Raw genomic sequence first — 13,012 nt, 5'->3', positions numbered from 1 at the left:
TTGAAGGAAGCTTCCCCTTTGGGGAAATGCGCCAGATAAATACGTGAATGGAGGAGCCAAAATGAAGAACGTTACATATATTGAGGATGTAAATACGTGGAAGGAAGGGTTTTCATTTTTCATCGATGTCAAGGTGCGGTTTTCAGAGGTGGATATGTTCGGCCATATGAACAATACCGTTCCATTTGTTTACTTTGAACAGGCAAGGATCGATTATTTCAAGAGTCTCGGATTCATGCAGGACTGGGTGAAGCCCGATCATGAAACAATGATCGTCGTGGCGGATCTTCAGTGTGATTTTGCGAGGCAGGTCTATTTCGATGAGCATGTGCGGCTCTATGTGAAGGCAGGGGAGATCGGGAATTCCTCCGTGGACCTTCACTATATGGGCGTGAACGCCAAGGATGACATCTGCTTCGTCGGAAGAGGAACCATGGTCCAAATATCAAAAAGGACCGGGAAAGGTGCTCCATGGACGGATGAGATGAAGAACAGGTTCAATGAGAGCCCTTCAGGATCGATGTCATAACGGCTGCCTATTTTTTATGAGAGTCGTTCCTCCATGTCACTCTGACCCAGCTCTTCACATATGATATTTTGACGACCGACAATACCCATCCCCGCGGTTTAAAGCTGGCGAAGGCAAGGAGGGTTACCATAATTGAAGGACAATGATTTTACACACAAACCGTTGCTCACCAAAAGAGAGAAAGAAGTATTCGAACTGTTGGTACAGGACAAAACCACCAAGGAAATTGCCGGTGATTTATTCATCAGTGAAAAAACAGTTCGGAATCATATTTCCAACGCCATGCAAAAGCTTGGAGTGAAGGGGCGATCTCAAGCTGTTGTAGAGCTTCTTCGCATGGGGGAACTAAAGCTTTAACCATAAGAGACTGATTCGGACGGCAAACGATTCGTGGGATTGTTTGGAGGGGAGTCAGTCTCTTTTCATATGGACACAGGTAAGACATCCGGCATCGTAAAAGCTACTCCTTGAAATTTTCGCAAAAAAAGGTGAAAATGCTTATAAGGATGTGTACGCTGAAATCGGATGTACATACGAGACGTTAACGATAAAGGGGAATTGGAATGGGAAATGTGAAGGATGCGGCCGCGGCCGGAGTGGTAGCGGATATTGAGAAAGATCTAAGGTACATCTCGTCCATCATTAAACAAAAAGGGCGTGAAATCCTCAGTCAGTATACAATCACACCTCCTCAGTTCATCGCCCTTCAGTGGCTGTTTGAATTCGGTGATATGACGATCGGGGATCTATCGAACCGGATGTATCTCGCCTGCAGCACGACGACCGACCTCGTGGACAGGATGGAAAAAAATCAGCTCGTCGAACGGGTGAGGGATGAGAAGGACCGTCGTGTCGTCAGGATCCATATGCTGAAAGAGGGCGAAAGGATCATTGAAGAAGTGATCAATAAAAGGCAGAATTATTTGGAGAGCGTGCTGTCGGATTTCTCATACGATGAAGTGCTTCAGCTTCAGCAAAACCTCTCGAAATTACATCTAGAAATCAAACCAGAATGAGGGAATAACGTGATTCAACCTATAGGCGTGATCGACTCTGGCGTAGGTGGCCTGACGGTGGCCAAGGAAATCATGCGCCAGCTGCCGAAAGAAACCATCTATTATCTAGGGGATACAGCGAGATGCCCGTATGGTCCAAGGACCGTGGAAGAAGTAAGGCAGTTCACCTGGGACATGACCCGGTATCTGCTCCAGTATGATATGAAAATGCTCATCATTGCCTGCAATACGGCAACTGCCGCCGCCCTGGATGAAATCCAGACGCATCTGGATATCCCCGTCATCGGGGTCATCCATCCGGGAGCACGGGCAGCGATCAAGCGAACGCGCAATAAACGGGTCGGCGTACTCGGGACGATCGGGACCGTGAACAGCAAGGCCTACCCCGATGCCCTGCACTCCCTTCACGGGGGCCTTGAGGTATCGTCCCTCGCCTGTCCGAAGTTCGTCCCTCTCGTGGAAAGTGGGGAATACGGAAGCGACGTGGCCGATCGCATCATCAGTGAAACCCTGGAAGGATTGAAGGGGCTCGATCTTGATACCCTGATCCTGGGTTGCACCCATTATCCGCTTCTGCAGCCGAAGATCCAGGCATTCATGGGTCCTTCTGTGAGCGTCATCAGCTCAGGGGACGAGACGGCGAGTGAAGTGAGCACGATCCTGGACTACTACAATCTACTATATAGAGGGGTCCATCCCCCTGAACACCGTTTCTTCACGACGGGCTCCTCTACGATCTTCTCCGGGATCGCCTCCGACTGGCTCGACGGGGAGATCCTGGCCGAAACCATCCGCATTGAGTAATGCGGGTGGTTTTTTTATGGCTTTTGACAAGAGGGGAAGTTTTTAAGAAACTTTCGGTCTATTTTCCCGAAGGGCTCGTATACATAGTAGTACAAACTGTCTTTCTAGGAGGTTTACCGATGGCGAAAAAAGCGAAAGTGTCCATTGCAGTAACGGTATTAGCATCTTCTGTGTATCTGTCGGGGTGTGGGTTGTTCAGCTTTGGGGATAAGAAGGAAAAGATCGATCCCCCTCAGGATACCTCGTATTTAAAAGAAGGTGAGAAAGTAGATACAGCCAAAAAGGATGAAGGCAAGGAAACCTCTGCCAAAAAAGAAGAAGCGACTGAAAACAGCGTCATGACGGAGCTTTATCTCATCGACAAGAACGGGTACGTCGTCTCCCAGTCGATCCTGCTGCCAGGCAAAGAAAGTGTGGCCAAACAGGCGCTTGAACATCTGGTCGTGAACGGCCCGGTGCAAGAAGTGCTGCCGAACGGATTCAGGGCCGTGATCCCTGCTGATACCCAGGTATCGGTCGACATCAAGGACGGAGTGGCGGTAGCCGATTTCTCCCCTGAGTTCAAGGAATATCAGCCTGAAGATGAGCAGCGGATCCTCGAGTCCATCACCTGGACGCTTACCCAGTTTGATTCCGTGGAAAAAGTGGAACTCCGTGTGAACGGCTATCCGCTGACGGAAATGCCGGTTGGCGGAACGCCGATCAGTGAAGACGGTCTGACCCGGAAAACCGGTATCAATGTCGATACGAGCGGGATTGCCGATCCGACAAGCACGAAGCCATTGACGGTGTATTATGTGTCCCAGACCGACAAGGAAACGTATTATGTACCGGTCACGAAGCGGGTGAGTTCGAATGAAACCGATAATGTGAAGGCCGTGGTGAATGAGCTTATCGAAGGACCGGGATATGCATCCTCCCTCGTCAGTGATTTCACAGGGGCGGAACTTCTAGATGATCCGAAGATCAAGGATGGGAATGTGACGTTGAACTTCAATGAAGGCGTCTACGGCAGCGTGGAGGAAAAACTCGTTTCCGAGCATATGCTGAACGCCCTCGTCCTCTCATTGACGGAACAAAAGGACATCAAAGGGGTATCCGTTGAAGTGAACGGGGAAGCGGCGTCCGTTGCGAAGGATGGAGAAGCCGTGACAGAACCGGTGACCCGTCCGGAAAATGTCAATGCGATTGGTTTCTGACCGTGCATTTTTGATATACTATAGAAGAAGCTAACATGTAGAGGTGGGCATTAGCCGCCTCTTCTCTTTTTTTGAAAAACAGCAGTACATATCTTCCCGTTCAACGGGAGAAAGCAATAAACAGGAGGGACTTCAATGAGATACGATGGAAGACAGAAGATGGAGCTTAGGCCGGTTGAAATCGAGACGGGTTATATCAAGCATCCGGAAGGTTCGGTGCTGATCACGGTAGGAGAGACGAAGGTCATTTGCAACGCCAGCATCGAGGACCGCGTACCGCCGTTCATGCGAAACAGCGGAAAGGGCTGGATCACTGCCGAATACTCCATGCTTCCGCGCGCGACCGACACGAGGAATATCAGGGAATCATCCAAAGGGAAGATTTCCGGGCGCACGATGGAGATCCAGCGTCTGATCGGACGGGCCCTGCGTGCCGTCGTGGACCTGGAAGCACTCGGGGAACGCACGATCTGGATCGACTGTGATGTCATCCAGGCGGACGGCGGGACAAGGACCGCTTCCATCACGGGGGCATTCGTCGCCATGGCCCTTGCCCTCGGAAAACTTCAGGATCAGAACAAAATCAGCAGCTTCCCGCTCAAGAGCTTCCTCGCCGCTACCAGCGTCGGGATCGTGGAAGAGCATGGGGCAGTGCTCGATTTGAATTATGTAGAAGACAGCCAGGCCATGGTGGATATGAATATCATCATGACGGGCGAAGGAGAATTCGTCGAGCTGCAGGGGACCGGGGAGGAAGCGACATTCACGATGAATCAGCTTCAGGAACTCCTTGAACTCGGCCAGACCGGGATCCGTGAACTATTCGACATTCAAAAGGACGTACTGGGTGAACTCGCAGACAGAATACAGTAAGGGATGGAGAAAACTATGGCAAAGAACGTCATCATCGCAACCAAGAACAGGGGAAAAGCGAAAGAATTCGATCTCATGTTTAAGCCATATGGTTATGAGGTACAGACATTACTAGATTTACCACATATTGAAGACGTGGAAGAGACTGGTGTCACATTCGAAGAGAATGCGATCCTGAAAGCCGAGACAGTGGCAAAAGAGCTCGACTGCCTCGTCATATCCGATGATTCGGGATTGAGCATCGACGCACTGGACGGCCGTCCGGGCGTTTATTCCGCACGCTACGCCGGGGAAGCGAAAAGCGATGAAGCGAATATGGAAAAGGTCCTTGCCGAACTCGAAGGAGTGGAGGAAGCAAACCGGACGGCCCGCTTCCATTGTGTACTGGCCATCGCAGGACCTGGCCGGAAGACGGAGACCGTAAACGGATCGTGTGAAGGTGTCATCCTCGAAGAGAAACGGGGAAGCAATGGGTTCGGTTATGATCCGATCTTCTTTGTCCCGTCACTCGGAAAGGCCATGGCAGAGCTCACGCCGGATGAAAAGCGGAGCATCAGCCATCGCGGACACGCACTGGATCAATTGAGAGAGAGACTATCCGACTTCGTGTAAAGGGTGAGTAGATGAACATTTTAGTTGTAAGCGACAGCCACGGGTCCAAGGAAGAACTGGCCGACCTGTCCAGGATGTATGCGGGAAAGATGGACGTCATGATCCACTGCGGGGATTCCGAACTGCGCGCGGATGACGAAGTCCTGGACCACTTCAAAGTGGTCCGCGGAAACTGCGACATGGATCAACGGTTCCCTGAGACGCATCTTGAAGAAGGGGACGGCAGGAGAATCCTCGTGACCCACGGGCATTTATACGGAATTAAGATGTCATTGATGAAACTGAAGTACAAAGCGGAAGAACTGGGAGCCGATATGGTCTTCTTCGGTCATTCCCATGAACTGGGGGCGGAGCTGATGGACGGGATCCTATTCCTGAATCCAGGCAGCATCCTCCTGCCAAGGGGAAGGCACGAGAAAACGTACGCCCTCATCGAATCAACTAAGCACAAGATCCACGTGAAATTCCTGACGGAAAAACACGAGCTCGTCGAGGAAATCGAATTCGACATGTAAAGGGAGGGCCTGCCATGCAGGCTCCTTTTTACTCCAAATGAAGATCTCGGAAGTTTTTTCGAAAAACCGTTGACTTTCCTTTGGTATACGAATATAATAATAAATGTCCTCAAGAAACACGGACACTTACATAATGCACATGTCCCAGTAGCTCAGCTGGATAGAGCAACGCCCTTCTAAGGCGTCGGTCGGGAGTTCGAATCTCTCCTGGGACGTACGACAAACATCCTGTGTTGAATCTTTCAACACAGGATGTTTTTTTGTTGTCTATCCGGTTTTCTGTGGATGCAGGCAAGACATCTTTAACAGGAAGAGCTGGTTCGCTCTGCCGTCCCCCCTTAGAAGAATATGTGAATATGGTCAGGGCCCTCCCAATATACTAGTTCCATCAGCCGTGCCATTCGTACCGTTTCATATGGCCGGAATGGAAGGGGAATTGAGGGTGAAGGGTTTCGGGTGGATCAAGAAGTGGCAGGTCTGGGTGGGGGTCGTGAGCGTCCTTGTGCTTATGTCGCTTTGTGCGTGGATAGGATACAGCAGCGCACGAACGGAAGTGGACGGCGTGAAGAAATCGTATGATGAGATCCTTTCTTCCCTTGAAGGGAAATCGGGGGAACTGGAAGGGGTAGAGGGAGAGCTGTCCTCTAAAACGGATGAGCTTGAACGTGTGATGTCGTCTCTGAGTGAAAAGAAGGAAGAGGCAGCGGAGGCCGCCTCCATGATCGATGAAGCGAATGCAAAAGCGGGAGAGATCGATGCACTGAAGGAGGAAGTCCAGGTCCTTGATGACAAGATCAAAGAAAAGAAAACCAAAATCGCCGACCTGGATGAAGACATCAAGTCTAGGAAGGGCGACATCAAGAAGCTCGATGCCGCTCCTGTCAGCCTGCCTTCCGGTACCTTCATCGTCGGCAAGGATGTAAAGGCTTTGAGGTATTCCGCCAGTTCAGCCGGTCAAAGCGGTAACTTCGTTGTATACAGTAGCTTTGGTGATCTCAAGGTCAATCAGATCCTCGGATCGGACTACGGGGTTTCCGAGCATATCTTCTTTGCCGATGAAGGTGACATCATTGAATCCACCATGCCCACGGTCCTGACGCCGGTCGAGTGAACCCCCATTTTAATGGGGCTTTTTTTTCTATTCTGGCCATCTCACAAAAAAATAGATTGAAAGAAGAAAAAATCCTTGAATTCCACTCGATTCTGGGGTATTCTATTACTTGCACTGCTTGAAACGAAAGCTGTCCCAGTAGCTCAGCAGGATAGAGCGACAGCCTCCTAAGCTGTAGGTCGTGAGTTCGAATCTCGCCTGGGACGCCATCTATCATACATAATGCAGTCGGATGACTGCATTCGTTACGTACCCCGCCGATCGGCGGGGTATTTTTTTATTGCATCAAAGGGAGATTCAGCCGCCATTTTGTGCTCCATCAGCAATCATGCTACACTTAAAGCAATTCTAGTGTTAGGCAGGTACGAATTATGACAAATCAAGATGAGTTCGGGAAGGTGATTGCCTTTCCCGGTCTGAAGGACCGACTGTTCGAAAAAGGGGTGGAAGCCCTGGAGGAGGGGGATGCGCATGCAGCATGCGATCTTCTTTCACAGGCATACGAGCTTGAATCGTTGAATCCCGAAATCAGCACGGCCCTCGTCCTTGCCTTGTATGAGTGCAAGGAGTACGAGGAGGCGCAGGCAATCTGCAGGGAAATGCTCCTTGAGGGGGTCGGTGATTACTTCGAAACGGTCGACATGTACCTCATGATCCTCATCCAGCTGCATGAGCATCAGGATGTGGTGGATACACTTCATGCCCTCTTCGATGAGAAGGAGGTCCCTTTTGAGAAGGAAGAGCATTTCAGGAAGCTCCTTCAATTCAGCGAGAAGATGCTGAATGCACCGGCAGAAGAAACGGAGGAAGAAGCCGACGGACCTCTCCTTCTCGAAGGAAAAAGCCTTGAAGAACAGATCATCATCACAGCCGGATTGGTTCAGCGCAATATCAGACCGTACAGGAAGGAACTTGAAGAGGGCCTGCAGGATGAAGACATGCATCCCTTCGTCCAGACGATGATCGTGAATGTCTTGAGGGAGCATGGGGTGGCAAGTGAGATCCTCGTGAAAAAGCTTGGAAGGGAAGGAGTCGTTCAGCCTGAGAACCTTCCGGAGGTTTTCACGTCTGACGCATTCCGTGAAGCGGTCCTTTCCCTGGAGGAGCTCCTCCTTCAGGACAGCCCGACCCTGATCCGTCATGCAGAAGAAGTGCTGAAGCGCCATGCTTTCCTTCTTTATCCCTTTGATATGGAATGGGATCCCGATGACATCGCCTTGGCCTATGGTCACTATGCAGCAGGCATCCTCGGGGACGAAGAATTGGAGAAGGATCTGCAGGAAAAGATGGATGGAGGAGAGAGCAAAACGGTCCTTGCTTTCATTCATGAACTTGAAGAAATTTCTTCACCGAATATTTAAGTGCTACTTCTTGAAAGACAGAAGCTGTATGTTATAATGTAGTGGTTGTAATGTAAAAGTCTTTCATATAATTACGATGATAGTGCTAGATTCAATCGGGACTATCTACTACTATGCGTAAAATAAAAATCAATTATAGATTGTTGGAGGGAACTGTATGTCTGCAAAATGGGAAAAGCAAGAAGGGAACCAAGGTGTTCTTACAATCGAAGTAGAAGCAGCTAAAGTGAACGAAGGTTTGGACGCTGCGTTCAAAAAAGTTGTGAAGCAAGTTAACGTACCAGGATTCCGTAAAGGTAAAATGCCACGTGGCATGTTCGAAAAACGTTTCGGCGTAGAATCTCTTTATCAGGATGCATTGGATTTCATCCTTCCTGAAGCATATGCTAAAGCGATCGAAGAAACTGGAATCGAGCCAATCGACCGTCCGGAAATCGACGTAGAGCAAATGGAAAAAGGAAAAGATCTTGTCTTCACAGCGAAAGTTCAAGTGAAACCTGAAGTGAAGCTTGGCGAATACAAAGGTCTTGAAGTAGAAAAAATGGACGATGAAGTAACAGCTGAAGATGTAGAAGCTGAACTTACTTCCCTTCAAGAAAAACAAGCTGAGCTTGTTGTCAAAGAAGAAGGCAAAGCTGAAGAAGGCGACACAGTGACAATGGATTTCGAAGGATTCGTTGACGGTGAAGCATTCGAAGGCGGCCAAGCGGATAACTACTCACTTGAACTTGGTTCAGGTCAGTTCATCCCTGGTTTCGAAGAGCAGCTTGTAGGCGTAGCAGCCGGCGAAGAAAAAGACGTTGAGGTAAGCTTCCCAGAAGAATACCATGCGGCAGAGCTTGCTGGTAAAGCAGCAACATTCAAAGTGAAAATCCACGAAATCAAAGCGAAAGAACTTCCGGCTCTTGATGATGAGTTCGCGAAAGATGCAGACGAAGAAGTGGAAACACTTGCTGAACTGAAAGAAAAAATCGAAAACCGCCTGAAAGAGTCTAAAAAGACTGAAGCGGAAACAGCAGTACGTGAAGCACTAGTGGAAAAAGCTTCTGAAAATGCTGAAGTGGAAATTCCTGAAGTTATGGTTGACGCTGAAGTGGACCGCATGATGCAAGAATTCGGTCAACGCCTTCAAATGCAAGGTATGACGCTTGAGCTTTACTTCCAATTCTCTGGTCAATCAGAAGAAGATCTTCGCGGTCAAATGAAAGAAGATGCTGGCAAACGCGTACGCACAAACCTTACGCTTGAAGCGATCGCAGCAGCAGAAAATCTTGAAGTGACAGACGAAGAAGCGGAAGAAGAAGTTACGAAAATGGCTGAGCAGTACAACATGTCAGCTGACAACATCAAGCAGGCCCTTGGCGGACTTGATACGTTGAAAGCAGACCTTAAAGTGCGCAAAGCATTGGAATTCCTTGTAGATAACAGCAAAACAGTAGCATAATCATTATATGATTGTAGGAACAAGGCGCTCAGTGCGCCTTGTTTTCTACCCTCTTTTAGGAAGTTTAGACGAGCGGCGCTTCCGGGAAATCTCCCGATGAAGAATAAGAACCCCCGGTTTTGGATAAACCTTATGAAGCAGGGGTTAAAAAAATCCGGCATCCCGATTCGATCTTCCCGCTTCCGGCTATGTAAATAATTTGCTAAAATCCTCAATACATAATAAGATGATTGATAAGAATCGTATCAATTTCGTTACGGACATATAATGTGATAGAATGCAATACATAACTCATGGTAATTGGAAAGCAGGAAATCGTTCGTGTGATGAAACATTACGATTTTTACTAAGCTCAAACGAAGGGGTGAACGTCATTGTTTAAATTTAACGATGAAAAAGGGCAGTTGAAATGTTCTTTTTGCGGTAAAACACAAGACCAGGTCCGTAAGCTGGTAGCTGGACCGGGCGTATATATTTGTGACGAATGCATCGAGCTTTGCACGGAAATCGTGGAAGAAGAGCTCGGTACAGAAGAAGAAGTGGAATTCAAAGATGTTCCGAAACCGCGTGAGATCCGTGAAATCCTTGACGAATACGTCATCGGACAGGATCAAGCGAAGAAATCCCTTGCTGTAGCCGTATATAATCACTACAAACGGATCAATTCAAACAGTAAAGTGGATGACGTGGAACTTTCCAAAAGTAATATTGCCATGATCGGTCCGACAGGTAGCGGTAAGACGCTTCTTGCTCAGACACTTGCACGCATCTTGAACGTGCCATTCGCCATCGCGGATGCAACGTCCCTCACCGAAGCCGGTTATGTAGGGGAAGACGTTGAAAATATCCTGTTGAAGCTCATCCAGGCTGCGGATTACGACGTGGAAAAAGCGGAAAAAGGCATCATCTACATCGATGAAATCGATAAAGTGGCCCGTAAATCCGAAAACCCGTCCATCACGCGTGATGTATCAGGTGAAGGTGTGCAGCAGGCTCTCTTGAAGATCCTTGAAGGTACCGTTGCGAGCGTTCCGCCACAAGGTGGCCGTAAGCATCCTCATCAGGAATTCATCCAGATCGATACGTCGAACGTCCTATTCATCTGTGGTGGGGCATTCGATGGAATCGAGCAGATCATCAAACGCCGTCTTGGACAAAAAGTCATCGGGTTCGGCTCTGATCCGAAGAACGCTGAAGTGAAAGAGGATAAATCCCTCCTTGCCAAAGTCGTTCCGGAAGATCTTCTCCGTTTTGGTCTGATCCCAGAGTTCATCGGCCGTCTACCTGTTATCTCAAGCCTCACTCCTCTTGATGAGGAAGCGTTGGTTGAGATCTTGACCAAGCCGAAGAATGCTCTTGTGAAGCAGTACCAAAAAATGCTTGAGCTTGACGATGTAGAGCTTGATTTCACTGAAGAGGCCCTATTCGAAATTGCGAAAAAAGCGATCGAACGCAAAACGGGTGCCCGTGGACTTCGTTCCATCATTGAAACGATGATGCTCGACGTCATGTTCGAACTTCCGTCCCGTGATGACATCAAAAAATGCATCATCACGAAGGAAACCATCCTTGAGGATGCAGCTCCTCATCTGATGCTTGAAGATGGCACGATCATCGATCCGAATGAAGAAAAAACTTCCGCATGATTATAAATTAAAGCCGGTAATCCCCCAGGGGATTACCGGCTTTTTTTCGTTATCCTGCAAGGCTGTCGGCTCCAAATTTTATGGTTATTCCCAAACGGACGGGGAGATACTAACCCGTAACAACTTGAACCAACTGGAGGATGACTTATATGAGCTTTACAAGTATTGCGCTGTTTATCCAGCTTTTTTTCGGCATCATCATCGGCCTGTATTTCTGGAATCTGCTGAAGAACCAACGGACACAAAAAGTATCCATCGACCGGGAATCAAAGAAGGAGATGGAGGAACTGAGGAAGATGCGCTCGATCTCCCTTTCTGAACCCCTTTCTGAAAGGGTGCGCCCGGCAAGCTTTGACGATATTGTGGGACAGGAGGATGGAATCAAGTCCCTGAAGGCAGCGCTGTGCAGTCCCAATCCACAGCATGTCATCATCTATGGTCCTCCAGGGGTGGGGAAGACGGCAGCTGCGCGACTTGTATTGGAGGAAGCGAAGAAGAACATGAAATCCCCGTTCATGACATCGGCTGTATTTGTGGAGCTTGATGCAACGACTGCCCGATTCGATGAGCGGGGCATTGCGGACCCCCTTATTGGTTCGGTTCATGATCCCATCTATCAGGGGGCGGGAGCCATGGGACAGGCCGGCATCCCGCAGCCGAAGCAGGGGGCTGTGACCAACGCCCACGGAGGCGTGCTGTTCATTGATGAAATCGGGGAATTACACCCGATTCAAATGAATAAATTATTAAAAGTACTGGAAGACCGCAGGGTCTATCTTGAGAGTGCTTATTATAATGAAGAAAATCATCAAATTCCGAGTCATATCCATGATATTTTCAAAAACGGCCTCCCTGCAGATTTTCGTTTGGTCGGCGCCACGACGAGGACGCCGAATGAAATACCGCCTGCGATCCGTTCCCGCTGCATGGAAGTGTTCTTCCGTGAGCTTGAGAGGGAAGAAGTGAAAGAAATCTGTGCAAGGGCAGCCAAAAAGGTGAACATTTCCGTGAGCAAGGAAGGTCTGGAGATTCTTGCGTCCTACGCGAGGAATGGCCGTGAAGCGGTAAATCTGGTCCAGATCGCGGCAGGTCTAGCCATCACGGAAAATCGCGATCACATTGCCGATCATGAATTGGAATGGATCATTCAATCGACCCAGATGTCCCCGAGGCACGAAAAGAAAATCAACCGGGAAGCAACGGTCGGCCTCGTCAACGGCCTCGCCGTGACAGGACCGAATTCCGGATCCCTGCTTGAAATCGAAGTCACCGTCATCCCGGCAGCGGATAAGGGTGGGGTCAATGTAACCGGGATTGTGGAAGAAGAGAGCATCGGTGATAAAGGCAAATCGATCCGCCGGAAAAGCATGGCCAAAGGATCGATCGAGAACGTCATCACCGTCCTCCGCTCCATGGGGGTCCCGGCAGATCAATACGATATCCACGTGAATTTCCCTGGAGGAGTGCCTGTGGACGGACCTTCGGCGGGTATCGCCATGGCACTCGGCATCTACTCGGCGATCTACAGGCTCCCCGTCAGGCACAACATCGCTCTTACGGGTGAAATCAGCATTCACGGGAAAGTGAAACCGGTCGGTGGAGTCTATCCAAAGATCAAAGGAGCCAAGGCGGCAGGGGCGGATCTCGTCATCATTCCGCACGAGAATGAGCAGTCCCTCCTCCATGAAGTGGGCGGGATCGAAGTGATCCCAGTCAAAGAGTTCAAAGAAGTGATGGAGCTGGCCCTTGTCAAAGACGTCATGGACGATGCAAAAAACAAGAAAAGCATGTAATCATGGCCGACTCGGGTGATTCCCGATCGGCTTTTCCTCAGTACATCCGGCAAGTCCAATTTAATAGACACTACCTAGTAAATAAGATAGAATTGTACAAAGGCTTAGA

The 13,012-nt window shown here is 49.2% G+C and carries 13 protein-coding genes and 2 tRNA genes; all 15 read left to right on the top strand.

What is annotated here, in order from left to right:
* Positions 1-61: 61 nt before the first annotated feature.
* The 15 genes from D5E69_RS16015 (at position 62) to lonB (ending at position 12,903) form a co-directional block, all read left to right on the top strand.
* On the top strand, positions 62-529 hold the full coding sequence (locus D5E69_RS16015) for an acyl-CoA thioesterase (protein ID WP_048006284.1): 468 nt from the start codon (positions 62-64) through the stop codon (positions 527-529).
* Positions 530-661: 132 nt separating this feature from the next.
* Positions 662-886, top strand: a complete 225-nt coding sequence (locus tag D5E69_RS16010; RefSeq protein WP_048006283.1) for a helix-turn-helix domain-containing protein — start codon at positions 662-664, stop codon at positions 884-886.
* Between the two features lie 206 nt (positions 887-1,092).
* On the top strand, positions 1,093-1,545 hold the full coding sequence (locus D5E69_RS16005) for a MarR family winged helix-turn-helix transcriptional regulator (RefSeq protein ID WP_048014822.1): 453 nt from the start codon (positions 1,093-1,095) through the stop codon (positions 1,543-1,545).
* 9 nt (positions 1,546-1,554) lie between these two features.
* The gene (gene racE / locus D5E69_RS16000; protein WP_048006281.1) at positions 1,555-2,349 is read left to right on the top strand and encodes a glutamate racemase; all 795 of its coding nucleotides are present in this window, start codon (positions 1,555-1,557) and stop codon (positions 2,347-2,349) included.
* 119 nt (positions 2,350-2,468) lie between these two features.
* The gene (locus D5E69_RS15995; protein ID WP_159129910.1) at positions 2,469-3,548 is read left to right on the top strand and encodes a GerMN domain-containing protein; all 1,080 of its coding nucleotides are present in this window, start codon (positions 2,469-2,471) and stop codon (positions 3,546-3,548) included.
* A gap of 135 nt (positions 3,549-3,683) precedes the next feature.
* Positions 3,684-4,421, top strand: coding sequence for a ribonuclease PH (gene rph / locus D5E69_RS15990; protein ID WP_048006279.1), 738 nt, complete (start codon positions 3,684-3,686; stop codon positions 4,419-4,421).
* A 3-nt stretch (positions 4,422-4,424) separates the two neighbouring features.
* Positions 4,425-5,033: an XTP/dITP diphosphatase gene (locus D5E69_RS15985; RefSeq protein ID WP_249931504.1), complete on the top strand. Its 609-nt coding sequence runs from the start codon at positions 4,425-4,427 to the stop codon at positions 5,031-5,033.
* Between the two features lie 11 nt (positions 5,034-5,044).
* Positions 5,045-5,548 carry a metallophosphoesterase gene (locus tag D5E69_RS15980; RefSeq protein WP_048006277.1) on the top strand — a complete coding sequence of 168 codons (504 nt, stop codon included), beginning with the start codon at positions 5,045-5,047 and terminating at the stop codon, positions 5,546-5,548.
* 141 nt (positions 5,549-5,689) lie between these two features.
* A tRNA-Arg gene (locus tag D5E69_RS15975) sits at positions 5,690-5,763 on the top strand.
* Between the two features lie 227 nt (positions 5,764-5,990).
* A complete protein-coding gene (locus D5E69_RS15970) occupies positions 5,991-6,659 on the top strand; it encodes a coiled-coil domain-containing protein (protein WP_159129908.1) in 669 nt (222 codons plus the stop codon).
* Positions 6,660-6,791: 132 nt separating this feature from the next.
* Positions 6,792-6,868: transfer RNA gene (locus tag D5E69_RS15965), tRNA-Arg, on the top strand.
* 162 nt (positions 6,869-7,030) lie between these two features.
* Entirely contained in the window at positions 7,031-8,020 is a 990-nt protein-coding gene (locus tag D5E69_RS15960) for a tetratricopeptide repeat protein (RefSeq protein WP_159129907.1), read from the top strand.
* Between the two features lie 157 nt (positions 8,021-8,177).
* Positions 8,178-9,464 carry a trigger factor gene (gene tig / locus D5E69_RS15955; protein WP_048006274.1) on the top strand — a complete coding sequence of 429 codons (1,287 nt, stop codon included), beginning with the start codon at positions 8,178-8,180 and terminating at the stop codon, positions 9,462-9,464.
* Positions 9,465-9,838: 374 nt separating this feature from the next.
* The gene (gene clpX / locus D5E69_RS15950) at positions 9,839-11,110 is read left to right on the top strand and encodes an ATP-dependent protease ATP-binding subunit ClpX (protein ID WP_048006273.1); all 1,272 of its coding nucleotides are present in this window, start codon (positions 9,839-9,841) and stop codon (positions 11,108-11,110) included.
* Positions 11,111-11,259: 149 nt separating this feature from the next.
* Positions 11,260-12,903: an ATP-dependent protease LonB gene (gene lonB / locus D5E69_RS15945; protein WP_048006272.1), complete on the top strand. Its 1,644-nt coding sequence runs from the start codon at positions 11,260-11,262 to the stop codon at positions 12,901-12,903.
* The last annotated feature ends 109 nt before the right edge of the window (positions 12,904-13,012 follow it).

It is taken from the genome of Rossellomorea marisflavi, assembly GCF_009806575.1.
GTDB classification, from domain to species: domain Bacteria; phylum Bacillota; class Bacilli; order Bacillales; family Bacillaceae_B; genus Rossellomorea; species Rossellomorea marisflavi_A.
The sequence above is the reverse complement of the archived record's forward strand: the minus strand, read 5'-3'. Positions and strand labels throughout refer to the sequence as shown.